This window comes from Paenibacillus sp. p3-SID867, from assembly GCF_025142895.1.
GTDB lineage: Bacteria > Bacillota > Bacilli > Paenibacillales > Paenibacillaceae > Paenibacillus_AQ.
In genome coordinates this window covers 453,730-480,647 of sequence record NZ_JAMBDM010000001.1, presented here as the reverse complement: position 1 = coordinate 480,647, position 26,918 = coordinate 453,730, and the positions used below count along the sequence as shown (strand labels likewise).

The following is a 26,918-nucleotide window of genomic DNA, read 5'->3' as shown; positions in this document are numbered from 1 at the left end:
GAGTGAGACAGATGAGCCAAGGACAACATAGCCAAGTGGACGGAGATGAACGTTATTCTACGCTATTAAACAACAGTAATGCCGTCCGGGCCGTCACGTCCGCTGTAGAAGGCACGCTTGGTCCGAAGGGGCTCGACGTGATGCTGGTAGGTCCCCGCGGCGAAGTGGTCATTACCAATGACGGGGTAACGATTCTGGATAAAATGGATGTCACCCACCCGGCTGCCCGCCTTCTCATTCAGGTGGCAAGAGCGCAGCAGGAGAAAATCGGCGACGGAACCACAACGGCTACCGTGCTTGCAGGCGCACTTGTGCAGGAAGGGGTTTCCCGCATCACCCGCGGAGTGCCTGCATCCAAGGTGGTGGAGGGGCTGCGTCAAGGAATCGAGAAGTCGATGGAGCTTTTAACCAAGCGGGTTCGGCTGATCGACGGATTGGATGATCCGCTGCTGGAACGGACGGTGTACGTTGCGGGGCGTGAACGGAAGGACATCGTGGAGCTGATTATGCAAGCTGCACGGAAAGCCGGAATCACCCGTCTTCAGGATCCTTCCTACTCGCTCGCAGACAGTATAATTGCCCTGGAGAATGCCGAGAATGAAGTGTTTGAGGGGGTCCTGCTCCGGCAGCGACCGATCTTCGCCCGCGAGTCCAGGTCTTATGACGATGCAAAGGTGTTGGTGCTGTTTGATTCTCTGGAGCCGGATGAGATCGATGAAGAGGCGCTCACAACCGAAGCCGGATTTGCGCAATATATGGATCTCCGAAAAGTGTTCGCTTCAGATTTGGAGAGATTGTCCGAGCTGTCCGTAAAACTCATCCTGCTTGAAAAAGGCATCCACCCGGATGCGGAGCAGTTTTGCCTGGATCACGGCATGATGGTTGTGCCGCGCGTGTCCCGTGCGGATCTTCGCCGGGTAAGCGATATGACGGGAGCTACTCCCATACGCCGCAAGGCGTTACATAAAGACTCGAAGGAGCTTGCGGTCCTTCTGGGTGATACCCCGCGTGTCGCTTATGATGAAGGCATCGAGAAAATCCGGCTGTCCTGCGGCAGCCAAGACAAGGACCGTATCGTGACGGTCATTGTTGGGGCAAGCACTTCCGAGGTCGTAGGCGAGGCGGCCAGAATCGCGGGAGATGCGGCCTCGGCACTTCAGGCTGCGGTTTCCGGAGGGGTGCTTCCGGGCGGCGGGACAAGCGAACTCGCGGTGTCCTACGAGTTGGAACGGATCCGGGAGGCTCAGAAAGGCATGGAAGCCTTCGGCATGGAAGCCGTATCGGCGGCTCTGCGCAAGCCGATGTCGCAGATACTTCTCAATGCCGGTTACAACCCGCTCGAGAAGATGGAAGAAGTGCGCGCTGCGCAAATTCGTGCAGACTCTGATTGCATGGGTATTGATTGCGACAGCGGCCGGGTTGTTGATTATGAGGAGCTGGGCGTGCTGGATCCGGCACCGGTTAAACTTCACGGCCTGCGGGCAGCCGGTGAAGTGGCAGCAGCCGTGCTGCGGATTCATCACGTCATCAAGATGAAAGAAATAGGCGAATAACGCTTAAGGTATAGAACAAATCACGGATAGACTGTTTTAGACTATGAAGGAGGTGAAGGCGTCTTGAATAAAGAGCATAAGGATGCCGTTCAAGATACAGTTACAGAAGAAATGATGGAAGAAACTTTGGAGAACACGCCAAACACGGGTGAGAGCGGGTCTGCTGAGGAAGCCGTTAATCCCGAACAGGAGATTCCTGTAACGGAATCGGCGGATGAAGCAGGTTCAGCAGAGCTTGAGAAGCTTCAGGCTGAGGTGCTGGAGCACCAGCAGCGTACCCTGCGAGTTCAAGCGGATTTTGACAACTTCCGTCGTCGCACCCAGAAGGAGAAAGAGGATCTGGGCAAATATGCATCTTCCAAACTGATTACGGAGCTTCTGCCCGTCATCGACAATTTTGAGCGTGCCCTTCAGGCATCCGAGGAGAACCCGGAGTTTGAATCCTTCTCTAAGGGAGTCAGCATGATCTTCCGCCAGTTGGAATCGGTCCTTGCCACCGAAGGCTTGACCGCGATGAAGAGTGTAGGCGAGCCGTTCAATCCGGAGTATCACCAAGCGATCATGCAGGTGGAAAGCGAGGAATACGAGGAAGGCATCGTGGTTGAGGAAGTGCAGAAGGGATATATGCTTAAAGATAAAGTGTTAAGACCTGCAATGGTTAAAGTGAGCATGTAAGCGACTTTCGATAGTCGTTTATCATATAAAAAATTGATGAAGATCATGCGAGGATTCGTGTGAATGAATAAGGAGGAAATTTTTACATGAGCAAAGTTATTGGTATCGACTTAGGAACAACCAACTCCTGCGTAGCCGTAATGGAGGGTGGAGAAGCAGTAGTTATTCCGAATCCGGAGGGTGCTCGTACGACTCCATCCGTTGTCGGATTTAAGAAAGACGGCGAGCGTATCGTTGGGGATACAGCGAAACGTCAAGCGATCACCAACCCGGATCGTACCATTATCTCTATTAAGCGTCATATGGGTACAAATCACAAAGAATCCATCGACGGCAAAGACTACACGCCGCAAGAAATCTCTGCTATCATTCTGCAGAAGCTGAAATCCGATGCGGAAGCCTATCTGGGCCAACCAGTAACCCAGGCGGTTATTACGGTTCCTGCATACTTTAATGACAGCCAGCGTCAAGCGACCAAGGATGCCGGTAAAATCGCGGGTCTTGAAGTGCTGCGTATCGTCAACGAGCCGACAGCTGCTGCATTGGCTTACGGCATGGAGAAATCCGAAGATCAAACCATCCTGGTATATGACCTTGGCGGCGGTACATTCGACGTTTCCATTCTTGAACTGGGCGATGGCTTCTTCGAAGTAAAAGCAACCAGCGGGGACAACCAGCTTGGCGGCGACGACTTTGACCAAGTGATCATTGACTACCTGGTAGCCGAATTCAAGAAAGAGCAAGGCATCGATCTCAGCAAAGACAAAGCTGCTGTTCAACGTCTGAAAGACGCTGCGGAAAAAGCGAAAAAAGAATTGTCCGGCGTACTGACAACCACGATTTCGCTGCCGTTCATCACCGTTGCTGACGGCGTGCCTCAGCATCTAGAGATCAACCTGACTCGTGCTAAATTCGAAGAATTGTCGGCTACCCTGGTAGAGCGTACGCTTGGCCCGACTCGTCAAGCGCTTAGCGACGCAGGTTTGACCGCTAACGATATTCACAAAATCGTCCTTGTCGGCGGTTCCACTCGTATTCCTGCCGTACAGGAAGCGATTAAGAAATTGACAGGCAAAGAGCCTCACAAAGGCGTAAACCCTGACGAAGTGGTTGCGCTTGGAGCAGCCGTTCAAGCCGGCGTATTGACAGGTGACGTTAAAGACGTTGTGTTGCTCGACGTAACTCCGTTGTCCCTCGGTATCGAAACCGCAGGCGGCGTATTCACCAAAATGATCGACCGCAACACAACGATTCCAACAAGCAAATCCCAAGTATTCTCCACGTATGCCGATAATCAGCCGAGCGTTGAAATTCACGTGCTGCAAGGTGAACGCGAAATGGCTGCCGGCAACAAAACGCTGGGACGCTTCATGCTTGGAGACATTCCTCCAGCACCGCGCGGCGTGCCGCAAATCGAAGTTACCTTTGACATCGATGCGAACGGTATCGTAAATGTATCGGCGACGGATAAAGGTACTGGCAAGAGCCAGAAGATCACGATCACGTCCTCCAGCGGCTTGAGCGATGCTGAAGTTGAGCAAATGATGAAGGACGCTGAGCTTCATGCCGAAGAAGACCGTAAACGCAAAGAGTTGGTAGAAGCTCGCAACAATGCGGACCAACTCGTATACACGACCGAGAAAACACTCAAGGATCTGGGCGACAAAGTCGATGCTTCCGAAGTGGAAAAAGCGAACGAAGCGAAAGACAAAGTGAAGAAGGCCCTTGAATCCGATAACCTCGAAGAGATTAACGCTTCGGTAGAGGAGTTGACTCAAATCGTTCAGCAGCTGTCCGTAAAGCTGTATGAGCAAGCAGCACAACAGGAACAGCAAGGTGCTGAAGGTGCTGACGCCGGCGCTCCTAAGAAAGACAATGTCGTAGATGCAGATTACGAGGTTGTTGACGAAGATAAAAACAAAGGTTAATCTGAATAGATTGTATGGGAAGGTCAAAGCTGCGCATCTTCGCACTTTGGCTTTCCTTATGTAAAAGAGTAATAAAGAGATTGGGGTGAAACCGTGGCTGATAAGCGTGATTATTATGAGGTGCTCGGTGTCGGCAAGGATGCATCGGACGATGAAATCAAGAAGGCGTACCGCAAAATGGCTCGCCAATATCATCCGGACGTGAACAAAGCGGCTGACGCGGAAGCCAAATTCAAGGAAGTGAAAGAGGCTTACGATGTATTGAGCGATGGTCAGAAGCGTGCGCAATATGACCAGTATGGTCATATCGATCCGAACCAAGGTATGGGCGGAGGCGGTTTCTCCGGTGATTTCGGCGGTTTTGGAGATATATTCGATATGTTCTTTGGCGGTAATGGTCGCCGTGATCCGAATGCGCCTCAGCGGGGGAACGATCTGCAATATACGATGACGGTTGAATTCAAGGAAGCGGTATTCGGTAAGGAAACGGATATTACCATTCCGAGAACAGAGACATGCGATACATGTCACGGCTCCGGTGCGAAGCCGGGCACGCAGCCGCATACATGTTCGGTGTGTAACGGCAGCGGGCAGCAAGAAGTCGTGCAAAATACGCCGTTTGGACGTATGGTAAACCGTCGCGCTTGCTCGAACTGTAACGGAACAGGGAAAATCATCAAAGACCGCTGCTCGACTTGTAACGGCAACGGCAAAGTGAAGAAGCAGCGCAAGATTCATGTTCGCGTGCCTGCCGGTGTGGACGACGGAGCTCAGCTTCGCATGACAGGTGAAGGCGAAGGCGGTTTCCGCGGCGGCCCGGCTGGTGACTTGTATATTGTCATCCGCGTGAAGCCGCATGACTTCTTTGAACGCGAAGGGGACGACATTTATTGTGAAGTGCCGCTTACCTTTGCTCAGGCTGCGCTTGGCGACGAGATTGAGATCCCGACGCTGACGGAGAGAGTGAAGCTGAAGATCCCGGCCGGTACGCAGACGGGAACCTTCTTCCGCCTGAAAGGCAAAGGGGTGCCTCGGCTTCGCGGCATGGGACAGGGTGACCAGCACGTCAAGGTTGTGGTCGTTACGCCAAGCAAGCTGAGTGATGATCAGAAAGAGCTGCTTCGTCAGTTTGCTTCCCTTGATGGCGAACAGACCCATGAGCAGGAACAGTCTTTCTTTGACCGTGTAAAAAAAGCATTCCGCGGTGACTAATACAAACTGATGGGGTTAACCCCCCCTCATAACTTAGAAGAACAGCAGCAGGCTTAAGGTGATCAACCTTCGGCCTGCTGTTTTTTTCTTTCTGGGGACGGAAGGGAGCTTTAGGTGGTCTGCCAGCTTAAACAGCCGATTCCTCAAGAATAAAACACTTGACGATGAAGCAACCTAGGGAAGTTCCAGCTAGGAAGTTGCAATCTTGAATAGGAAATGCAGGTGAAATGAAGTGGCAGAGAAAAATATTTTGGCGTATTTTAAAAGCCCGGAAGAAGCCCAGCATGCAGCCCGCAAATTGCAGTCGCTGCGCGTTGCCGATATGTCCATCGACCGGTTTAGCGCCGATCCCGGCGGAGAGCTCAACGATCCGATGAATCCGTTGACAGGCAACATTGCAAGCTTAACGACGCTGACCTTAAATGCGGATATTTCGGGGCCGGGAGCCGGAATTCTCGGGGCGGCGGATCCGTCCGCCAGCGGGATGAGCAGCGGCGGGGAGGACGGAACCGAAGGCCGGGATATTTTGCTGACGGTTGTGTTGGACGAAGGCGTATTCCCGCAAGCCATGCGGTTAATCGAAGAATCCGGCGGCATGATTTAAGGTAAGCACGGCTCTGATCTTTTATTTTGGAAAGGAGAACGGCATTCATGATGAGACGCGTAAAAAAAGGGAAGATATCAAGCAAAACCGAGAAAATGATTGCGCTTCAATCCGCTAAGGCGGAGGATGTTGAATTTTCGGCCATGGAAGCCGATCACGATGATGTGGAAGCTCTGCGCAGAAGCGAGGCGGCGGATGAACGCCAATTGAAGAAAATTCTCGATGAAACCAGTAAAAATGTAGATTAATTGTTGGCTGCAGCGTTTGGAAGAGCCCTCTTACCTTTCTTGTTACGGAGGTGGTAAGCAGGGCTTTTTTGTTGAAGAGATAAGAAAGTATAAACTTCGGAGGATATCCATCCTTATGCAGCAAGTAAAACTTCCGCCATATAAGGTCTGTCTTCTGAGAAAGTACGCTGATAGACTTATACCGCATTTGACCGATTTGTAGGTAAAGTCCTCATGGTATTTTAGTACAAACTTTGTATCCGGGGTCCTCAATATAGTACAATAATATCTATGTATGAATGAGGAGGAACAGTAGCACATGTTATGGCATGAATTAACGATACATACCACGGAGGAAGCCGTGGAGATGATTACGAATTTCCTGCATGAGGCGGGAGCCGGAGGCGTTTCGATCGAAGAATCCGGTACGACAAACAAGAAGCGGGACACATCCCTTGGACAGTGGTTTGATGAGATCGTTCCGTTTAACGATATTCCTGAAGGGCAAGCCGTTATCAAAGGGTACTTTGATGAGACGGTGACCCTGGAAGCGATCCGTGATGAGATAACGCCGCGCGTGAATGAACTGAAGGAATTCGGGATTGATACAGGTGAAGTCAGGTATGAGATGAAGACCGTCGATGAGAATGAATGGGCAACGGCCTGGAAGCAGTATTTCAAACCGATCCGCGTATCCGAGCGATTGACAATCAAGCCGACATGGGAAGAGTACACGCCGGAATCCGATCAAGAATCGATTATTGAGCTGGACCCGGGCATGGCATTCGGCACAGGAACGCATCCGACGACTTCGTTATGCTTGCGCACACTCGAGATGGTGATCAAGGGCGGAGAGGAAGTCATAGATGTCGGGACAGGTTCTGGCATTCTCTCCATCGGCGCCGCGCATTTGGGAGCTTCACGGATACTGGCTCTCGATCTGGACCCGGTTGCTGTATCCAGCGCAATGGAGAATACCCGGCTTAACGGCTTGGAGGATCGGATTACGGTCAAGGAAAGCGATCTGCTCTCTGTAATCACCAATCAATCCGGTCCATCGGATCTGGGCGTGACGCTGCCGGTACAAGTTGTAGTGGCTAACATTTTGGCTGAGGTCATCCTGTTGTTTGTCGACGATGTATACCAGGCTCTTCAGCCGGGAGGCGCTTATATCGCCTCGGGCATTTACAAGAACAAAGAAGAGATCGTAGAGAAGGCGCTGATTGCCTCCGGTTTCGAAATTGCCGACATCTGCCGCGAGGATGATTGGGTTGCATTCGTGGCGAGGAAAAACTGATTATGGAGTTTTTGGACCAACTGTTATTTTATCCGCTGGAGCAACTTCCTTTTTATCTGATTGCTTTGATTATTGCCTTTACCGTGCATGAATTCTCGCATGCCTATTTTGCGAATAAATTCGGAGACCCAACGGCCAAGCTGCTGGGAAGGGTTACACTGAATCCGGCGGTGCATTTTGATTTTCTGGGGATTATTCTCTTGCTGATTGCAGGTTTCGGCTGGGCGCGGCCGGTACCGATCAATCGTGGGAACTTCAGCAACCCGCGCCGAATGAGCATCATTGTGGCGGCTGTGGGTCCACTGAGCAACCTTCTGCTGGGAATACTGGGGGCGCTCATTTATGCTGTTCTGTATCAAACAGGAATGATTCCTCCAGTCGGATTAACCAAGTCGGATCAAGCGGTGCATTTGTTCTTTAATATATTTATATTGCTCAACTTCTTTCTATGCCTGTTCAATCTTGTTCCATTGCCTCCGCTGGACGGCTACAGGGTTCTTGAGAATGCGCTGCCTCCGCGTCTCAGTGCGAGAATTCAGAAGTTTGAGCAATGGTCGATCCTGTTCTTCCTGTTGATCATATTGTTGCCCGTGTTCCAGGATTATACGATCAAGCCCCTGTATGATGCGGCACATGCGCTGTCATCCAAATTTTTGGACATGTTCATTATGATGACCGGCGGTTACCGGCTCTGATTTACTCTGGTCAGTTAGCACGAAAAGTTGTATGATGGGGTTTGGCGATTTTGGAGTTAGGTGAGGTTAAAGATGCAGCGATATTTTGTGACTCCCGAACAATTCGAGGGAAACCGTGTTGAGATTACGGGCGATGACGCCCGTCATATTACCAAGGTCATGCGAGGCAGGCTTGGTGATAAATTGATTGTAAGCGATGGGGCATCCCGCGAAGCCATGGTGGAGATTGAAAGCATCGAGGCGGCCAGCGTCTTTGCCGTTGTAATTGAACCCATGGAGATGACCCAGGAACCGCGTCTGCAAGTGAGCATCGCTCAAAGCTTGCCGAAAGGCGATAAGATGGAGACCGTCATCCAAAAGTGCACCGAGATCGGCGCGGTGTCCTTTGTGCCCTTTTTATCGGACAGAACGATTGTTCAGTACGATGCCAAGAAGGAAGGGAAGCGGCTGGAGCGCTGGCGCAAGATTGCAAAAGAGGCGGCTGAACAGGCGCATCGTAACCGGATACCGTCTGTTGAACAGCCTTTGTCGTGGAAAAATCTGCTTGCAGCGTTTTCCGGCTATGATGCCGTATATTTTTGTTATGAAAAAGAGCATGGCTCCCAGCTGAGGGACGTGCTGAAGCCTTTTGTAGAGCAGGCGCTGTCGAATTCGGCCGAGGAGGCCAGCCTGCTGCTGGTCGTTGGACCCGAGGGCGGCTTTACGGAAGAGGAATGCCGAGCCGCCGAAGATGCAGGAGCCGTATCCGTTGGACTTGGCAGACGGATCCTTCGCTGCGAGACTGCCGGCATGACGGCGCTTGCCTGCGCACTATATGAATCTGGAGAAATGGGGGGCGTTTGAACATGCCATCCGTAGCGTTTTATACGTTGGGTTGCAAAGTCAATTTTTACGATACCGAGGCCATCTGGCAATACTTCAAAAATGAAGGCTACGACCAGGTGGACTTCGAACAAACCGCAGATGTTTATTTGATTAACACCTGCCACGTTACCAATACAGGGGATAAGAAGAGCCGTCAGATGATCAGACGCGCGGTTCGCCGCAATCCCGAGGCCATCGTGGCTGTAACGGGCTGCTACGCCCAGACCTCGCCTGCAGAAATTCTGGATATACCGGGTGTGGATCTTGTGATCGGGAACCAGGATCGCGATAAAATCATGGATTTCATCCATGATATTGAAAAGACGCGTCAGCCGATTAATGCTGTCCGCAATATTATGAAGACCCGGGTATTTGAGGAAATGGACGTTCCGGATTTCGCGGAACGCACTCGTGCATTTCTGAAAATCCAGGACGGCTGCAACAACTTCTGTACGTTCTGCATTATCCCTTGGTCCCGCGGTTTGTCACGCAGCCGTGATCCGAAGAGCATCATTAAACAGGCGCATCAGCTGGTTGGAGCGGGTTATAAGGAAATCGTGCTGACCGGTATTCACACAGGCGGATACGGAGATGATCTTGAAGATTACAGATTGTCCGATTTGCTGTGGGATCTTGACCGGGTAGACGGTTTGGAACGGATCCGCATCAGCTCCATCGAAGCAAGCCAGATCGATGAGAAGATGCTGGATGTGCTGAACCGCTCCAGTAAAATGTGCCGCCACCTTCATATTCCGCTGCAAGCGGGGGATGATACGGTACTGAAACGGATGCGCCGTAAATATACAACCGAAGAGTTCTATAACAAGATGGGCTTGATTCGTCAAGCGATGCCCGATGTGGGCATTACGACGGACGTTATCGTTGGCTTCCCTGGCGAAACCGACGAGATGTTCCGTAACGGTTATGATCTGATGAAGGCAATTCAGTTCTCCGAGATGCATGTATTCCCGTATTCGAAGCGTACCGGCACGCCGGCGGCACGGATGGAGGATCAGGTGGACGAGGAAGTGAAGAATGCACGTGTGCATGATTTGATTGACTTGTCAGAGCAGCTGCAGCTTGCTTATGCTGAACGTTTTGTGGGTCAGATTCTGGAAGTGATACCGGAGCGTGAATACAAGGGAGCTCCTAACGGCGGAAAGATGCAGGGGTACAGCGATAATTACCTGCAGCTTGTATTCAACGGATCGCCTGATCTCGAAGGCAAACTGTGCCGCGTAAAAGTAACCAAAGCCGGTGTGAATGAATGCGAGGGTGAACTCCTCAGCGTCATGGATCATGGACTAAAGGCAGCTGCCCAGTAATTCCAATAGCGGCCATACCAGACAAGGATTTCATTTCCTGGCTACCGGAAGTGGAATCCTTGTTGTACATGAAGGAGGAATAGGACATGACATATACACAGATTTCCGCAGGCGGCGTGGTATACCGTCATCATGAAGGGGCGCTTCAGATCCAGCTTATTTTGGACCGTTATGGAAAAACCTCGCTTCCCAAAGGCAAGATGGAAGCCGGTGAAACCGTCGAGCAAACGGCACTTCGAGAGATTTGCGAGGAGACAGGTATAGTCGGATCCATCACCTCTCCAGTGGACATTATTGCATATAAATACCATCATCCCGAGTTCGGCCAGGTGGACAAGGAAGTTCATTACTATCTGGTTAAGGCAGAAAAAGGCAGTTTAAAACCCCAAATCGAGGAAATCAACGGGGTGGACTGGTTCGAGCCTTTGGCCGCATGGAGGAAGCAGCGCAGCAACGGATATAATAACAATGATATCATCCTGCGTAAAGCGCTAACGCTGCTTGAGGTTAGCATTCCTGCGGATGAAGATATGAAATTTTAGGTCTGTGCCCGCTTGTTCCAGAAGGGCAGATAGCATAGCGGGAGCGCGATAAGTGAGCATATGATATTAAACAAGGTTTGCGCATGGGCGATTTGCCCGGCCGGATCCGCCGCTAACCATCCGGATACGGCAGTTAAGCCCGATATGAACGGAGTAAAGAGCAGGACACCGCCGATATTCAGCCCCATATGGGACCATGCCACGAATCGCCCTGCTCGGGTACTGCCGATGGCTGCTATAAGCGCTGTGGCGCAGGTGCCGACATTGGAGCCCAGAACGATGGCAACGCCGATCTCCGGAGGCAGAGCGCCACTGGCTGCAAGCCCCATAGCCATAGCGATGACAGCGGCGCTGCTGTGCATCAGAGCAGTCAATATTGTTCCGGCTGCAATGCCCCAGAGGACGCTCCGCGAAGCGTGGTCCAGGAACCATTGGAACACACCGAGGCTTTGAAGGGTCGGGCCGATGGATTGCATGAATTGTATAGCAAGCAGCACCAGGGAGAATCCGGCGACGGCAAGGCATAAAAACTGGCTGCGGATCAAATTGTTTTTTAACTTGTCGTAGCTCGAAGGTACGCGCTCGCTGACGAGTACGGTGCCGACCCATAGCATTAGCGAGAGGACAAGCAGCGGCATGGCGGCTTGTCCGATCTGGAGGCTGATGAGCTCGGTGGTTACCGTTGTGCCGATGTTCGTGCCGAGAATAACGCCCAGGGTACCGGCGAGGCTTAACAATCCGGCATTGGCGAAACCGATTGCCAGCACGGTGACGGCGGTACTGCTTTGCAGCAGAGCCGTGACCGCCGTGCTGGCGATCATGCCTTTAAGGGGCGTGGATGTCGCTTTGTGGAGCCACTTATGCAGCAGCGGACCGGCCCAGCGTTGAAGGGCAACCTCCATGACCTTCATGCCGAACAGGAACAGGACAAGACCATAACAGATGGGAAACCAGAGTGAGGATAGCATGATGTTCTCCTTTTAGAGGTTGTTCAAAAAGCTCTCTTTTGATAAGAAAACCAATCGATGCCAATCAAGGATGAGCGACCGCGATTCAAAGGTAGGTTTTCTTGCGATATAGAATTTCATCAGCTCTGCTGATAACGAATAAATTCTATATCTAACACGAAGTAAATCAGGAAGTCACTCAGCATCGAATTTTGAATTCAGCCGGGCCTTCTGGTGCTCACGTACCAAACGTACGCTCCGCTCCTCAGTCCCTTGCTTCATCCAACCTTCTCGGTGCTGAAAACCGACCTTTTTGAACACGCATTTTTAGTGAAATAAAATGGGGATATGAAGCATCCGCTGCTGTGAAAGTCCGGCGAAAAACTTATTTTCTTAATTACGTATATGACCCTTGGCGGACATGCATGCCTATGGAAATGGCCAGGGATAACTTAAGGAGTGAAATACAGTGCCATCGGTAATTTTGGAGCGCAGTCGAAAAAAGAGACTGGAGCAGGGGCATCCCTGGGTTTATAAAAGCGAGATTGCCTCTGTTGAAGGTGAACCCAAGCCGGGGGATATCGTATCGGTACTAAACCATCAAGGCCGTTTTCTCGCCTCCGGTTATTACAACCCGCAATCGCAAATCACCGTACGCACCGTTTCGTACGAGCCCGTTGAGACGATGGACAAGGCTTTTTTCGCCGCCAGGTTTCAGGAATGCCTGAAACACCGGGAACGGTTTATCGGAGATGAGAACGCCTACCGGTTGGTATATGGCGAGGCGGATTTTCTGCCGGGGCTGATTGTGGACCGGTTTGATGACGTACTGGTCATGCAGCTGCTGACGCTGGGGATGGATCGCTGCCGTGAGGACATCGTGAACGCGCTTGTCGAGGTGGTCCAGCCGAAAGGAATCTATGAACGAAGCGACGTATCCATCCGGGAACTGGAAGGGCTGGAGCAGCGCACGGGTATTCTATACGGGGAATGTCCTCGCCACGTCTCGGTGACGGAGAACGGCCTAAAGATCAAGGTCGATATCGAAGAAGGCCAGAAGACCGGATATTTCTTTGATCAGCGCGAGAACCGGGCATCCATTAAACCGTTAATGAACGGTTGGGGAAGCCGCAGCGGGATCTCGCTCCAGACTGTGGAACGAGACGGTGAGAAGAAGACCTTACCGGTGAACAAAAGCGGAAAGGAAGTTACTTTTCCTTATTGGGATGGAGCCACGGTACTGGAATGCTTTTCGCATACGGGCAGTTTCACGCTGCATGCCTGCCTTTATGGCGCCAAGAAAGTGACCTGCCTTGACATATCGGAGCATGCCATTGAAAGCGCCAAAGAGAATGTGGAATTGAACGGATTCCAGGATCGCGTGGAGTTTGTAGTGGACGATGCCTTCCAATATTTGCGCAATCAGGTAAAAGGGCTGGAGGAACGCGAGTTGCGTGCGCAAGGGGATCAAAAAGTGGATACCTCCAAACCGCTGACCGCAGGAGGCGGACGTTCATGGGATGTGGTTATTCTGGACCCGCCTGCTTTTGCCAAAACCAGGTCTGCCGTTAAAGGGGCTTGCCGCGGATATAAGGACATCAATCTTCATGGCATGAAACTGGTGAATGAGGGCGGTTATTTGGTTACGGCAAGCTGCTCGTACCATATGCGGCCGGATTTGTTCCTGGAGACCATTCAGGATGCGGCAAAAGACGCCGGAAAAATTCTGAGACTCGTGGAATGGCGTGCGGCTGGCAAGGATCATCCGCAAATTCTCGGGGTCGACGAGGGGCATTATTTAAAATTTGCCGTGTTTGAAGTGCGCAGCAAATCGAAACTTTAAAGTGCAGCAGCACGGTAGAAGCGAAGGATCTTGCCATGGTGGGTGAACCACAATGGCAGGGTCCTTTTTTGTATGCCCGCAATAATTTGGAATGGGAATGAAATCCAAACGTATGTTCCATCAAACGATACTTATGCTATACTAGTAATCAGCATCTTTTTTGATAGAGAACGAACCAAGACAGGGATTTTATATGAATTTTGATGCATTTGACTATATAGTACGTGTTCAAAAAGGTCGATTTTCAGCACCGAAGCTTATGCTTCCGATGTGCGTTTTTTCAAAACGCTTCAGTTGGATGAAGCTAGGGACGTCAGGAGCGGAGCGTACGATTTGGGTACGTGAGCACCGGAAGGCCCGGCTGAATTCAAGATTCGATGCCGAGTTGCTTCCTGATTTGCTTCGTGTTAGATATAGAATTTATGAGTTATCAGTGGAACTGATGAAATTCGATATCGCAAGAAAACCTACCTTTGAACCGCGGTCGCTCATCCTTGAAGTGGCCTCGATTGGTTTTCTTATCAAAAGCGGACTTTTTGAACAACCTCTAATAGATTCAAGGGCATGATTTCACCGGACACGCAGCTTGTTGGAGGGTGAAGGAGTCCTTTTCGGAGACGATGTAAAGGAGGCATAGCATGAGCGTTCAATTTATTATCGGCAGGTCGGGCAGCGGTAAGAGCACGTCGATCCGCCAAGAGATGATCGAGCGATTGGAGCAAGATCCCAAAGGGAATCCGATGATACTGATCGTTCCCGAGCAAGGTTCCTATGAAGCGGAGCACGCACTCGTTAATGCGGGAGGCATTCGCGGGATGATGCGCGCGCAAGTGCTCAGTTTCCGTCGACTGGCTTACCGTGTCATGCAGGAAACCGGCGGGGCCGCGAAGGTAGCGATCAGCGAAGAAGGAAAACGCATGCTGCTGTACAAAATTTTGCGGAGGCGCAAAGAAGAGCTCCAATTGTTCGGTGCTTCGGGAGAGCAGCATGGTTTTGTCGGTAAGCTGAGCGAGCTGTATACGGAAATGAAGCGCTATTGCATTGACGCTGCCTGCATGGAGGAGCAGCTGGGACAGATGCTGTCAGGCTCTGGGAATTCTCCGATGCTTCGGCGCAAGCTGGAGGACATCGTTACGGTTTTCCGCGATTTTGAGCTTGAGATTTCAAGGTTCTACATGGATGAGGAAGATACGCTGGCCTCATTGGCAGAGGGCGTGACCCAATCGGAGTATATCAAGCGCGCGGACATTTGGATCGATGGCTTCCATGGCTTTACGCCGCAGGAGTACCGGGTGCTCCGGGAAATTATGACGCATGCCAACCGCGTAACGATTGCGTTGACACTGGACAAGCCTTATACGAACGGGAATGTTCCGCATGAGCTGGATCTCTTTCATCCTACCGCGGTGACGTACATAAAGCTTGAAGGCATTGCCGATGAGATGGGGTTGGATATGGAGTATCGTGTTCTACAACCCGATGTTCTTCCGCGGTTTCAAGAATCCCCTCTGCTTGCCCATCTCGAGCGCGGTTATGATCGGAAGAAACGTTGGACGGAAGCTGCCCGGGACGGAGTTACAGTGAGCCATCCGGACGGCAGCAGGGCAGGTCTTCTTCTGCATGCTGCGAGTCACCGCCGGGCTGAAATTGAAGGGGCTGTACGCGAAATGGTGCGTCTCGCTCGGGAAAAAGGAGCAAGATACCGGGAAATGGCCGTGTTTGTCCGGAATACGGGAGAATATGAGCATCTGATAGGTCCTTTGTTCAGGGAACACGGCGTTCCTTATTTTCTGGATCAGAAGCGAAGCGAGCTCCATCATCCGCTGGTCGAATTTATTCGCTCTGCGCTGGATATCATCGGACGCCGCTGGCGTTATGAGGACGTATTCCGCTGCGTGAAGACGGATCTGCTGCTGCCGCTGGACGGATCGCTTACCCGTGAGGACATGGACCGTCTGGAGAACCATGTGCTGGCTTCCGGAATCCAGGGCACACGCTGGACGGATGGACGCCCCTGGAAGGGGATTCCAAGTCTCTCATTAGAAGATGGAGAGAGTGAGGTGCGAAATCCGCATGGGATGCAGGCGATTGAGTATGCCAGAAAGGTGATTACGGAGCCGCTGCATGCGTTTGAGAAGCGGATGAAGAAGGCAGCGAATGCAATGGATCAGAGCACGGCAGTCTACCGGCTTTTGGAGGAAGCCGCTGTTCCTGAGAAGCTCGAGCTGTTAAGCCGCGCTGCTCTGGATGCCGGGCGTCCTGAGGAAGCCAGGGAGCATCGCCAGGTATGGGGGGCAGTGCTTGACCTGCTCGATCAGATTGTGGAGATGATGGGTACGGAGAAGCTCAGCACCGAATTGTTCACGGGTGTGCTGGGTACGGGACTTACGGAGATGAAAATGGCTCTGGTGCCTCCTTCTCTGGATCAAGTGCTGATCGGCAGCATGGATCGGACACGGACGGGCGGGGTGAAATATGCTTTTCTGCTCGGCATTAACGATGGAGTTCTCCCAGCCCAGTTCCAGGACGATGGGATCCTGACAGAACCGGAGCGTGTTCAGCTCGAAGACCGCGGCTTGGAGCTTGCTCCAAGCATATCCCGCAGACTGCTGGATGAACGGTTCCTGATTTATAATGCTCTGACTTCGGCCAGTAATCAGCTGTGGGTCAGCTATCCTGCGGCGGACGATGAAGGCAAGACGTTGCTGCCATCCGAGGTCATCCGCCATTTGAAGCTGATGTTTCAGATGGAAGAGGTCCCTTTGTTTCCAAGACCGCATGCCGGGCAATCGGCCAGCGAGCAGGAGCATTATGCAGCCCGTCCGGATAAGACGCTTGCTTATTTAACGGGTCGCCTTCGTGACTGGAGGAATGGCGAGGAGATTCCGGACTTTTGGTGGCATGTGTACAATTGGTATGCGGAACAGCCGGAATTAAGGCCGCGTCTTTCTTCGATGCTCTCGTCCTTGTCTTACCGAAATGAAGCCCGGCCGCTTAAGCAGGAAACCAGCAGGCAGTTGTACGGAACGAAGCTGCGGACGAGCGTATCCCGGATGGAGCGCTTTGTTGCGTGTCCGTTTTCCCATTTTGCCTCCCATGGTTTGAAGCTGAGAGAACGGCAGTTGTACCGTCTTCAGGCTCCTGACATCGGGCAGCTGTTTCATGCTGCCTTAAGCAGCATGGCCGTGAAGTTTCAATCACAGCATCGAAGCTGGGGAGACTTGAGCGCGGAGGAATGCCTGCGCGAGGCGGAAGCAACGGTCGATCGGCTTGCTCCCATGCTGCAGGGTGAAATTCTATTGAGCTCCAAGCGATACGGATATATTTCGCGCAAGCTGAAAAACATCGTGGGCAGAGCGTCCGTAATTTTGGGCGAACAAGCAAGGCGCGGCAAATTTGAGCCGATCGGCCTCGAGCTCGATTTCGGTCCCGGGAAGCCGCTGCCGCCGCTGACGTTTGAATTGCCGAACGGGGTCAAGATGGAGATTGTCGGGCGGATTGACCGGGTCGACATGGCACGCGGAGAGCATGGGATCATGCTCCGGGTCATTGATTATAAATCCAGCCAGAAGGATCTGCGATTGCATGAGGTCTATTACGGGTTATCCTTGCAGATGCTGACCTATCTGGACGTGCTGCTGACGTTTGCGGAGGACTGGCTCGGCGAGCAGGCATTGCCTGCGGGAACCTTGTATTTCCACGTTCATGATCCAATCCTGCAATCCGCAAACGGCATGACGCCGGAGCAGGCGGCAGAGGAGCTGCTTAAACGATACAAAATGAAGGGCCTGCTGCTGGCAGACCGCGAAGCGGTTTCCCTCATGGATTCGTTCCTTGAAAAAGGGCACTCGGCCATTCTGCCCGTCGCCGTCAAAACGGACGGCAGCTTCTACAGCAGCGCGGCCGTGGCAACGCCTGACCAGTGGAAGACCTTGTTGTCAGCCGTGCGGGAGAACATGCTGAATATCGGCTCCAGAATTACGGGAGGCGATGTCGCGATTGTGCCGTACCGGATTCAGCAGGAGACGGCCTGCACGTACTGTTCCTTCCGGCCTGTATGCCAGTTTGACGACGCAATTGAGGGCAGCGAATATCAGCTGCTGGGTAAACCGGGTAAAGATCAGGTTTGGGATATGCTTGGACATCCGAAGGGAGGAGAGAGCCGGTGAGAGAGATGATAGCAAAACCCGAGGGCAGCATGTGGAGTGACGACCAGTGGAAAGCCATCGCGCTCTCGGGCGATGACATGCTGGTTGCCGCTGCGGCTGGTTCAGGGAAGACCGCCGTGCTGGTTGAACGGATCATTCGCAAAATTCTCGACGATTCCGCGGGGTTCAGCGTTGACCGGCTTCTTGTGGCTACGTTTACCAAGGCAGCGGCTGCCGAAATGCGGGGACGGATCCGGGAAGCGCTTGACCGTGAGCTGGACCGGGATCCGGACAATGAGCATATCCGGCGACAGCTCGCTTTGCTTGGCAGGGCGTCGATTACAACGCTGCATTCCTTTTGCATGGAAGTCATTCGGCGATATTATCAGTTAATACCTCTGGATCCGGGATTCCGCATTCTGAATGAACATGAGGCGGATTTAATGCGGCAGGATTTGCTGGAGGAGCTGTTCGAAGAGAAATACGGCGAGGCCGAGGACGATTCGGAGAGCCGTTTTGTAAGATTGGCGGACTGGTTTAGCGGCGAGCGAACAGATGACGCGCTGTACCGACTCGTGCAGCGTCTCTACGATTTCTCCCGCAGCCATTCGTGGCCGGCGCATTGGCTTAGGGAAACGGCTGCCGGCTTCCAGGTGCAAGATACGGAGGCTCTTGGGCAAACGCCATGGGTTCAAAGCATATTGGCGGATGCGCGGTTGGCCTTGAATGGAGCAGCCGGGTTGCTGCAGCAAGCCAGGGCGATCGCCATGCAGCCGGGAGGTCCTGCGCCGTATGTCGACAATCTGGATGACGACTTGCGCCTGGTCGCCTCCCTGCTCGAGGCCATCGATATTTCGCCGTGGGAATCGTTGTACGGCATTTTCCGCGAGGCGTCTTTCGGCAAGCTCAAATCCGTTCGGAAGGATGAGGTGCTGCCGGAGCTTCAGGAACAGGTTAAGGAACTGCGCGATAACGTGAAGAAAATTGTTAACGAGTTGAAAAGTGCATTGTTTGGCCGTCCGGCATCGGAGTTTTTACAGGAACTTCACACGGCAGCGCCGCTGATGATGGAGCTGGCCGAGACGGTTATCGCTTTTGGCGAGCGATACCGGGAGGCCAAGGCAGCCAAAGGCATGGTCGACTTTAACGACCTTGAGCATTATTGCCTCCATATTCTTCGCCACCCCGATTCCGTACCGGGTCATATGATGCCTTCCGATGCGGCGATGGAATATCGCGAGCAGTTTGATGAAGTGCTGCTCGACGAATATCAGGATACGAATAGCGTACAGGAAGACATTGTGCGATTGATCTCCCGGGAAATGCCGGGTAACCGGTTTATGGTCGGAGACGTGAAGCAGAGTATTTATCGGTTCCGCCTGGCGGAGCCGGGACTGTTTCTCGATAAATATAAGACGTTCTCTTCCGACGCGAGCACGGCTCAAGCCGGCATCCGGATTGATTTGGCCCGTAATTTCCGCAGCCGGATGGAAGTGGTGGATGCCGTCAATTTGCTGTTCCGGCAGATCATGAATGAATCCGTAGCCGAGATTGCCTATGATGCCAGGGCTGAGCTTGTATGCGGGGCTTCCTTTCCGGAGCAGGAGATTCAGGATGGCACGAACCCTTACATCCCTGAATTGCTCCTGATTGACCGCCTTGGAAAAGGGACGGAGGAGCAGTCCGAAGACTCGGCTTCCGAGGAAGACGGGGCTCATCTTGAGGTTGAGGCGCTTGAAATGGAAACCGCCCAGCTGGAGGCCCGCGCCATTGCCCGCAGAATCCGTGAGATGACAGGCGAAAGCGGGAAGCCGCTCATGGTGTACGATAAGGGACTGAAATCGATGCGGCCCGCGGGGTACGGGGACATGGTTATTTTGCTGCGCTCAGCCATGGTATGGGCACCGTTAATTATAGAGGAGCTGCGTCAGGAAGGAATTCCGGCGTTTGGCGAGCAGAACAAAGGATATTTTCAGGCGACGGAAGTGGAGATCATCTTATCGCTGCTGCAGGTGATTGATAATCCCCGGCAGGATATTCCCCTGGCTTCCGTATTGCGCTCGCCCATCCTCGGATTATCCGAGGAAGAGATGGCACAGGTGCGCCTGTGTGCCAAAGGGACTTATTACGATGCGCTTCAAGCGGCAGTCGCGTTAAGCAGCGTCCCGTCGGTCATGGATTCGACGCGCCCTGTGGGCTTTGTGGATGGCAAATGGACCCCAGGCGTAGAACTGGAAGGCTTGGCTGAAGCAGCAGCAGGTCATGAGCTTGTGGTTGGCAGCTTTCTTTCGGATGCTCCGCCATCAGCCGAAGGTCAGAATATCGAAATATCCCCGGAGCTTGGCTCAAAACTCGGATTGTTTATGGATCGGCTTCAGCGCTGGCGGCAGGAAGCCCGCCAAGGAAGTTTGAGCGATCTGATCTGGCGAATTTACAGTGAAACCGGCTATTTGGATTGGGTTGGCGGTCTGCCCGGCGGCAAGCAGCGTCAGGGCAATCTGACTGCTTTGTATGACAGAGCCGTGCAGTATGAACAGGATACAGCCTCCAGAGGTCTCTTCCGCTTCCTGACCTTTATCTCCCGGCTCCGGGAGCGAGGCGGGGATCTCGGCACGGCCGGCGGTACGGAAAGTCAGGGCAACGCGGTGCGCTTGATGACCATCCACAAGAGTAAGGGGCTGGAATTCCCGGTTGTTTTTGTTGCGGGATTATCCAAAAATTTCAATCAGCAGGATTTGAATTCCCCTTTCCTGATGCATAAGGAGCTAGGCTTTGGACCGAAGTTTGTGGATGAAGGGATGCGCGTTAGCTATCCGACGCTGCCTAATCTGGCGATCCGGCGCAGGTCACAGCTGGAGCTGTTGGCTGAGGAGATGCGTGTGCTTTACGTTGCCCTTACCCGGCCTAAAGAGAAAATGATCCTCGTCGGCACGGTGAAGGATTTGCCGAAGAAGGTAACTGCGTGGGCACAAGCCGACTTTAACCCGGAGCTTCTTCTGCCGGATTACGTCCTTGCCCGGGGCCGGAGTTACTTGGATTGGATCGGCCCGGCCGTGATACGCCATCCATCCGCGGGTGTGCTCCGCGAAAAGGCGGGATTATCCGGGGAAACGAGCTCACGCGTGTTGGGGGAAGATCGATCGCAATGGATATTTTCGATCGAGACGCCGGAATCCTTGGCGCAGGGCATGACCGGCATTGAGGAAGACACGCGGGCGGATAGCGACGATCGGAAGAATAAGCTGAGTGCCCTGCGCAAGCTCGAGCCGATTGTTCCGGTGACTGGTATAGCCGAAGCGGAAGATAAGGGTGGAGACGGTCAACGTGCAGGCATCTATGAGCGTTTGTCTTGGAGTTATCGATATGAAACGGTCAGTCAAATTTCCGCCAAAACGTCCGTAACGGAGATGAAGAAGCTGCTTGCCTTGCAGGACAGCCCCTCCCTGGATCTGCTTCAGGAGCAGGCTGTACAACGTCAGAGCAAGGGAAATATCGGGGGAGACGCTTCCTTCACACTGAACTTGCGGCGGCCGAAATTTATGGAGTCAACGAAGCTGACACCCGCGGAACGGGGAACCGTGTATCATACGATCATGCAGCATGTGCCTCTTCAACGACTGGAGGGAGCTGCGGAACCGACGCCGGAGATCGAAGACACGATCCGCTATCTTGTAGAAAAAGAAATCATAACCGGTGAGCAGGCAGCCGCGGTAGAAGCTCAGGAGATCAGCGGCCTTTTTGATTGCGAGGTAGGGAAGCAGCTGCTGACTGCAGAGGATGTCTGGCGCGAGATGCCGTTTTCATATGCACTCCCGGCAGCTGAAGCTTATCAAGGGCTCGCTTTCATGGACCAAATCTCGGACCAAGCGGCCCCGGATGTGCAGCTTCTTCAGGACGAAACCGTCCTGATCCAAGGGGTTGTGGACTGCCTGTTCAGGCATAACGGAAGACTTGTGCTGCTGGATTATAAAACAGACCGGGTGCTGGAACATCGCGGGGGCGTTACGGCCTTGGCTGAGCAGTACCGCTTTCAGCTGGATCTATATGCGAAGGCCTTGGAGGATATTTTAAGCGAGACCATTCATGAAAAATGGCTGTACTTTTTTGATGGGGGACATGCCGTTCAACTCTAGCATTTCTATTGATTTTATGTGCAAGTTTGAAGCGGGAGAGGAGATTAGCAATGCGTATTTTGCATACCGGAGACTGGCATCTGGGGCGCACGCTCGAAGGGCGGAGCAGGCTTGCCGAGCAGGAGCGCTTTCTGGATGAGCTGGTTAAGCTGGCAGACGAAGAGCAGGCCGATCTGATCCTTATGGCGGGGGACGTCTATGATTCCGTAAATCCGCCTGCGGCGGCAGAGCAGTTGTTTTACGACGCGGCCGCCAGGCTTACGGAAGGGGGGCGCCCTATGGTGGTCATTGCAGGGAACCACGATCAGCCAGAACGGGTTGCGTCGGTCACGCCGCTTGTTGCAACCAGAGGCATAACGCTGATCGGGACACCTATTGCCGATGCGGTCACTGTTGCAGCGGCACGTACCGGAGAAACGGCCAAGATTGCGGCACTCCCATATCCGTCGGAGGCCAGGCTCAATGAGCTGCTTTCGATCGATGGAGATGAGGATCAGCTCCGCCGTGCCTATAGCGAGAGAGTCGGACAACTGATGAGGAAGATGGCGAAGGATTTTTCTCCGCAGACGGTCAATCTGGCCATGAGCCATATCTATGTGCTTGGCGGCGTCGAGAGCGATTCCGAGCGACCGATTCAGGTCGGTGGAGCGTACACGGTTGACCCGTTGGCACTTTCTGTAGGTGCATCCTACACGGCCCTTGGCCACCTGCATCGTTCTCAGGCAGTAAAAGGGGAGGGGATCATCCGCTACAGCGGTTCACCGCTGGCCTATAGCTTCTCGGAAGCGGGACAGGCCAAATCGGTGACCCTGGTTGACGTATCGCCAGGAGGAGCCCCCGTGATCGAGGAGCTGTTTCTTAGCAGCGGCCGCCCGCTTGTTCGCTGGAAGGCAAAAGGCGGCCTGGAAGAAGTGTATCGGTGGCTGGATGAGGGGCGTGATCCTGAAGCATTCATCGATTTAGAGGTATCCCTAACAGAGGCCATGGGGCTTGCCGACATTCAGCGACTACGAAAGAGCAGGGACGGCATTGTTCACATTCGTCCGGTTTACCCGGAGATGGAGGCGCTGGAGCTGGAGAGCGAGCGCTCCCGGCTGCCGCTGCCGGACCTGTTCCGAAAGTTCTACCAGCGGCAAACCGGCGGGGCGGAGCCCGAGGATCATCTGGTCGATTTGTTTCTGGAGCTTGTAGAGGAAGAGGAGCCTGACGGGACGGAGGTGAAGTCGTAGATGAAACCGATCTTGTTGAAATTATCCGGACTGCAGAGTTATCGAGAACCGCAGGAGATTGATTTTGAGACGTTGTGCGAAACCGGACTCTTCGGTATTTTCGGACCGACGGGAAGCGGGAAATCCACACTGCTGGATGCTATCACTTTAGCCATGTACGGAAAGGTGGAGCGTGCGGTTAACGGAACCCAGGGCATCATGAACCATTCGGAGGACAGCTTGTCCGTCTCTTTTACGTTTGAGTTGTCATCCGCTGCCGGACTGGAGCGATACCGGGTAGAGCGCCGATTCAAACGGGTCAATGAGCTCTCCATCAGCAATACGGTGAGTCGATTTATCCAAGTTACCCCCGATGGGGATCAGGTGATGGCGGATAAACTGGCCGAAGTCACCCGCTGCGTAGAAGAGAAAATCGGACTTAAAATGGATGATTTCACCCGTGCGGTCGTTCTTCCTCAAGGCAAGTTTGCTGAATTCCTCTCCCTGAAGGGGAGTGAGCGTCGGCAGATGCTTCAGCGGCTGTTTCATTTGGAACGGTACGGAGACCAGCTTGCGATCAAGCTCAGCCGCCGCGTGAAGGATACAGAGGGTTCGCTGAAATCCGTCGAAGCCGAGCAGCAAGGGCTGGGCAGTGCAGGCAAAGAAGCTCTGGCGGAAGCGACTACGGTGCTGGAGGATGCCAAGAAACACGCGGCGTCATCACGGAATCTTCTCCAGGCCGCCATTGAAGCCCATGAAGCTATGGGGAAAATCCGTGAGTTGGATATGGAAAAACGTCGACTCCAAGGGAAGCTGGATGAACTTGCCCTTCATGAGGAAGAGATGAAGCAGCTGGAACGACGGCTTGAGCTGACAGGGGCGGCAGCCGCTGTTCTTCCTGCGCTTGAAGTTTGGCGCGAATCCGGCAAGGCCTGGGAATATCGGAGGCAAATTGCCGAAGGACTCACCGCGCAAGCCGCATCCGCTCAGAACGCGGCGGAGCAAGCCGTCAAGGCGGATGAAGCTGCCCAGGCAGCCCTTCGGGCCGAGGAGCCGAAGCTGGTGCTTCGGGAGCAGCAGCTGGAGCAAGCTGTTTTATTGCAGCGGGAACGTGACGGATTACGTGAAGAACTGATTAGGCTGGATGCTCAGCGAGTGGACGCACGCAAAGAGCTTGATGGAGTAACTGCCCAACTGCAGAAGGAACAGGAGCTGCTCGAACGGGGGCAAAAGCGGCAGGAGGAGCTGCAGACCAAGCTGAAAGGGCTTGAGATCCGCTCTGGTGAGCGCCAGGCGCTTCATATGGCGATGCAGAAGGTCCAAGCTCTTGAGTCAGCCGGCAGACGGAAGCAAAAGGCTGAGCTCGAGTTAAAATCGCAGGAGAGCAAGCTGAAGGAGCAAGAAGCAAGCCTTATTGCCCTGCAGAAGCAGGAGCAAGAATTGCAGCGGAACTACATACAGCTCTCCGTGCAAGCTGACAGCTTGCAGCGTGATGCAGCCGAAGCCTCGTCGTTTGCCGATCGGATGGCGGCTGCGGCAGCTCAGGTAAACCAGGCGATGAGCGACTCGCTTCGCAACAAGCAGCTTCATGCGCTGTCCCTTTCGCTCGCCGCCGAACTTCGGGAAGGAGATCCTTGTCCGGTTTGCGGAAGTGAACATCATCCTCAGCCTGCTGCCTCATCAGGGCACCCTGAAGATCATCTCGATGAGACCTTGAATCAGCTGGTACAGATCATTCATCAGATCCAGGAGGCCAGATTAACCCTGCGGGGGCAACTGAATGAAGCGGAAGCGCTGGCAAGCCAAACGCGTTCGCAGATTGAGCCGTATGCAGATGACGAGCTGCTTGCCGTCAAACTAGCCGGGCAGGAGCAACAAGGATGGATGGAGGCAGCGGTGTCAACGATACCAGCCGCTGATAAAACGTACGATGTAGAAAAGCTGGCTTCAGACACGGCATGGCTCATAAAAGCAGCCGAAACCCAGGCTGCAGCCATCGGGCAATGCCGTATGGAAGCGTCCAAGGTACAGCAGAGCCTCTCCACATGCCGGCAGGAGCTTATGAAACAGAGCGCCGCGCTTGAGAATGGGCAAATGACTTGGAACCAGCTTCGGGATCAGCTGGCAGGACTGGAAGCTGAAGCTGAAGGCATTTTAACCTCCTGGCAGGCAGTCAAGCCGGACTTCTCTCTGGAGGAAGCAGCCGGCCGTTTTCAGCTCATGCAAGAGAAGGATGCGGAAGCCGAGTCCATAAAGGAAGGGCTGGAGCGCAGCGTTCCATTTATTGAGGAGAAGAAGCAGGCAGTCCTTCGCTTGGAGCAGCAGCTTCGTGAGCTGGAGAAGCAGCTGATTCAATGGGATGCTCAGCGAGAGGGAAAGGCGGATGGACTGAAGGATAAGGAAGAGCGTCTCCGGGCATGGATCGGCGACCGGTCGGCTGAAGAGCTGCTCGGTGAATGCCGGACCAGAGCGACCCTGCTGAAGGAAGCTGCTGAACAAGCCAGAAGCGAGTGCAGGAAGGCAGAAGAGAAGGCTCAGCATGCAGCCAAGGAAGCGGCTCTTGCAGAACAGGCTGAGAGATCTGCGCAGGAGCAGCATCAGGCTGCCAAGCTTGCCTGGGAGAACCAGCTGGCAGCCTCACCGTTCGCTACGGAGCTTGCCGTCCTGGAAGCCTGTTTAAGCGCGGAAGAAAGTGAACGATGCGCACAGTTAGTGAAAGCCCATCGGGAAGGACAGCGGGAATGGACGCTGAGGCTTCGCGACGTCGAGCAGAAGCTTGGTGCGAGCCCTTTTCATGAAGAAGAGTGGGAACGGTGCACAGCCGAGCTTCAGGCGGCCCGTACAGCCGATGAGGAGGCCCTTCAGGCGAGAGCCCGAGCCGAGCGTGACTTGGAGGACCTGAACAAACGTCACATCCGGTTTATGGAATTGGAAGAGCAGCGTCTTAACCTTCAACGAGAGAGCGAGCGCTTGTCCAAACTGCAGTCCTGCTTGCGCGGAAACGCATTTGTTGAATATATTGCGGAAGAACAACTGATGCAGGTGAGTCAGTCGGCTTCCCAGCGTCTTCGTTATTTAACCAAGCAGCGCTATTCGCTTGAGGTGGATTCCGGTGGAGGCTTCGTCATTCGGGACGATGCCAACGGCGGCGTCCGGCGTCCGGTATCCACGTTATCGGGCGGCGAGACATTTCTGACCTCATTGGCCTTGGCTTTGGCACTCTCGGCACAGATTCAGCTGCGCGGGCAATATCCGCTGCAGTTCTTTTTCCTCGACGAAGGGTTCGGTACGCTGGATCCGGAGCTGCTGGAAACGGTCATCACCGCGCTTGAGCGACTCCATACCGATAAGCTGACCGTTGGCATCATCAGTCATGTGCCAGAGCTTCGTGCGCGTCTGCCGCGGAAGCTGGTCATACGGCCGGCGGAGCAAGCGGGAGCCGGATCACAGCTTGCGATCGAATCGATGTAGCACGGTTGATGTGATCTAAATCACGGAAACAGCTACATGGCGCTGTTATAGTACAGATAAGCCGACATATATAAGAAGCACCGGGCAGGCGCTTGATCATGAGAGACTCCAATCTTTTCCCTTGCTCTCGTGATGAAGCGCCTCCTTACTGGACAGCTGCGTTCCAGTGGTGCTTCTCTTTTTTTTTGCGTATGTCTCATTGTCATCTATTGGACGCACTGCCTAATTTCTTATATGATAAAAGCA

The 26,918-nt window shown here is 53.4% G+C and carries 18 protein-coding genes; 17 read left to right on the top strand and 1 reads right to left on the bottom strand.

The features are described 5' to 3' along the window. Positions 1-11 precede the first annotated feature (11 nt). From M4D81_RS02280 to M4D81_RS02230, 11 genes are all read left to right on the top strand, one after another. Positions 12-1,553, top strand: a complete 1,542-nt coding sequence (locus M4D81_RS02280; RefSeq protein ID WP_194541623.1) for a TCP-1/cpn60 chaperonin family protein — start codon at positions 12-14, stop codon at positions 1,551-1,553. A gap of 63 nt (positions 1,554-1,616) precedes the next feature. Further along, positions 1,617-2,228 carry a nucleotide exchange factor GrpE gene (gene grpE, locus M4D81_RS02275; RefSeq protein WP_260064294.1) on the top strand — a complete coding sequence of 204 codons (612 nt, stop codon included), beginning with the start codon at positions 1,617-1,619 and terminating at the stop codon, positions 2,226-2,228. Between the two features lie 86 nt (positions 2,229-2,314). Next, positions 2,315-4,156, top strand: a complete 1,842-nt coding sequence (dnaK, locus tag M4D81_RS02270; protein ID WP_071222919.1) for a molecular chaperone DnaK — start codon at positions 2,315-2,317, stop codon at positions 4,154-4,156. A gap of 93 nt (positions 4,157-4,249) precedes the next feature. Then, a complete protein-coding gene (gene dnaJ / locus M4D81_RS02265) occupies positions 4,250-5,368 on the top strand; it encodes a molecular chaperone DnaJ (protein ID WP_071222920.1) in 1,119 nt (372 codons plus the stop codon). A gap of 232 nt (positions 5,369-5,600) precedes the next feature. Next, on the top strand, positions 5,601-5,972 hold the full coding sequence (locus tag M4D81_RS02260) for a hypothetical protein (RefSeq protein ID WP_260064291.1): 372 nt from the start codon (positions 5,601-5,603) through the stop codon (positions 5,970-5,972). A 47-nt stretch (positions 5,973-6,019) separates the two neighbouring features. Then, entirely contained in the window at positions 6,020-6,220 is a 201-nt protein-coding gene (locus M4D81_RS02255; protein ID WP_009590798.1) for a YfhD family protein, read from the top strand. 298 nt (positions 6,221-6,518) lie between these two features. Next, entirely contained in the window at positions 6,519-7,496 is a 978-nt protein-coding gene (gene prmA / locus M4D81_RS02250) for a 50S ribosomal protein L11 methyltransferase (RefSeq protein ID WP_071222922.1), read from the top strand. Positions 7,497-7,498: 2 nt separating this feature from the next. Beyond that, positions 7,499-8,191 (top strand): site-2 protease family protein, encoded by a 693-nt coding sequence (locus M4D81_RS02245; protein WP_071222923.1) that lies wholly within the window; start codon positions 7,499-7,501, stop codon positions 8,189-8,191. 72 nt (positions 8,192-8,263) lie between these two features. Beyond that, positions 8,264-9,034: a 16S rRNA (uracil(1498)-N(3))-methyltransferase gene (locus tag M4D81_RS02240; protein ID WP_260064290.1), complete on the top strand. Its 771-nt coding sequence runs from the start codon at positions 8,264-8,266 to the stop codon at positions 9,032-9,034. 2 nt (positions 9,035-9,036) lie between these two features. Further along, positions 9,037-10,380 (top strand): tRNA (N(6)-L-threonylcarbamoyladenosine(37)-C(2))-methylthiotransferase MtaB, encoded by a 1,344-nt coding sequence (gene mtaB, locus M4D81_RS02235; RefSeq protein WP_194541629.1) that lies wholly within the window; start codon positions 9,037-9,039, stop codon positions 10,378-10,380. A gap of 86 nt (positions 10,381-10,466) precedes the next feature. Beyond that, entirely contained in the window at positions 10,467-10,922 is a 456-nt protein-coding gene (locus M4D81_RS02230; RefSeq protein WP_113058338.1) for an NUDIX hydrolase, read from the top strand. Here the strand turns inward: M4D81_RS02230 and M4D81_RS02225 are convergent. Then, positions 10,919-11,890 (bottom strand): Na/Pi cotransporter family protein, encoded by a 972-nt coding sequence (locus M4D81_RS02225; RefSeq protein ID WP_260064288.1) that lies wholly within the window; start codon positions 11,888-11,890, stop codon positions 10,919-10,921. The two genes, M4D81_RS02230 and M4D81_RS02225, sit on opposite strands and share 4 nt — an antisense overlap. A gap of 448 nt (positions 11,891-12,338) precedes the next feature. Between M4D81_RS02225 and M4D81_RS02220 the strand changes: the two genes are divergently transcribed. The 6 genes from M4D81_RS02220 (at position 12,339) to M4D81_RS02195 (ending at position 26,672) form a co-directional block, all read left to right on the top strand. Continuing rightward, on the top strand, positions 12,339-13,712 hold the full coding sequence (locus M4D81_RS02220; RefSeq protein ID WP_260064287.1) for a class I SAM-dependent rRNA methyltransferase: 1,374 nt from the start codon (positions 12,339-12,341) through the stop codon (positions 13,710-13,712). A 193-nt stretch (positions 13,713-13,905) separates the two neighbouring features. Then, complete coding sequence (locus M4D81_RS02215) at positions 13,906-14,280, top strand: hypothetical protein (RefSeq protein ID WP_260064286.1); 375 nt, start codon at positions 13,906-13,908, stop codon at positions 14,278-14,280. A 70-nt stretch (positions 14,281-14,350) separates the two neighbouring features. Beyond that, the gene (gene addB, locus M4D81_RS02210) at positions 14,351-17,881 is read left to right on the top strand and encodes a helicase-exonuclease AddAB subunit AddB (protein WP_260064285.1); all 3,531 of its coding nucleotides are present in this window, start codon (positions 14,351-14,353) and stop codon (positions 17,879-17,881) included. A 5-nt stretch (positions 17,882-17,886) separates the two neighbouring features. Then, positions 17,887-21,993 carry a helicase-exonuclease AddAB subunit AddA gene (addA, locus tag M4D81_RS02205; protein WP_260064447.1) on the top strand — a complete coding sequence of 1,369 codons (4,107 nt, stop codon included), beginning with the start codon at positions 17,887-17,889 and terminating at the stop codon, positions 21,991-21,993. Between the two features lie 50 nt (positions 21,994-22,043). Beyond that, the gene (locus M4D81_RS02200) at positions 22,044-23,222 is read left to right on the top strand and encodes an exonuclease SbcCD subunit D (protein ID WP_260064284.1); all 1,179 of its coding nucleotides are present in this window, start codon (positions 22,044-22,046) and stop codon (positions 23,220-23,222) included. Beyond that, positions 23,223-26,672 (top strand): AAA family ATPase, encoded by a 3,450-nt coding sequence (locus tag M4D81_RS02195; RefSeq protein ID WP_260064282.1) that lies wholly within the window; start codon positions 23,223-23,225, stop codon positions 26,670-26,672. The last annotated feature ends 246 nt before the right edge of the window (positions 26,673-26,918 follow it).

Excerpts from the sequence above, each read along its gene's own strand:
- M4D81_RS02280 (WP_194541623.1), top strand. The coding sequence starts at position 12 with ATGAGCCAAGGACAACATAGCCAAGTGGACGGAGATGAACGTTATTCT.
- dnaK (WP_071222919.1), top strand. The coding sequence starts at position 2,315 with ATGAGCAAAGTTATTGGTATCGACTTAGGAACAACCAACTCCTGCGTA.
- M4D81_RS02255 (WP_009590798.1), top strand. The coding sequence starts at position 6,020 with ATGATGAGACGCGTAAAAAAAGGGAAGATATCAAGCAAAACCGAGAAA.
- prmA (WP_071222922.1), top strand. The coding sequence starts at position 6,519 with ATGTTATGGCATGAATTAACGATACATACCACGGAGGAAGCCGTGGAG.
- M4D81_RS02245 (WP_071222923.1), top strand. The coding sequence starts at position 7,499 with ATGGAGTTTTTGGACCAACTGTTATTTTATCCGCTGGAGCAACTTCCT.
- M4D81_RS02240 (WP_260064290.1), top strand. The coding sequence starts at position 8,264 with ATGCAGCGATATTTTGTGACTCCCGAACAATTCGAGGGAAACCGTGTT.
- mtaB (WP_194541629.1), top strand. The coding sequence starts at position 9,037 with ATGCCATCCGTAGCGTTTTATACGTTGGGTTGCAAAGTCAATTTTTAC.
- M4D81_RS02230 (WP_113058338.1), top strand. The coding sequence starts at position 10,467 with ATGACATATACACAGATTTCCGCAGGCGGCGTGGTATACCGTCATCAT.
- M4D81_RS02225 (WP_260064288.1), bottom strand. The coding sequence starts at position 11,890 with ATGCTATCCTCACTCTGGTTTCCCATCTGTTATGGTCTTGTCCTGTTC.
- M4D81_RS02215 (WP_260064286.1), top strand. The coding sequence starts at position 13,906 with ATGAATTTTGATGCATTTGACTATATAGTACGTGTTCAAAAAGGTCGA.
- addB (WP_260064285.1), top strand. The coding sequence starts at position 14,351 with ATGAGCGTTCAATTTATTATCGGCAGGTCGGGCAGCGGTAAGAGCACG.
- addA (WP_260064447.1), top strand. The coding sequence starts at position 17,887 with ATGATAGCAAAACCCGAGGGCAGCATGTGGAGTGACGACCAGTGGAAA.
- M4D81_RS02200 (WP_260064284.1), top strand. The coding sequence starts at position 22,044 with ATGCGTATTTTGCATACCGGAGACTGGCATCTGGGGCGCACGCTCGAA.
- M4D81_RS02195 (WP_260064282.1), top strand. The coding sequence starts at position 23,223 with ATGAAACCGATCTTGTTGAAATTATCCGGACTGCAGAGTTATCGAGAA.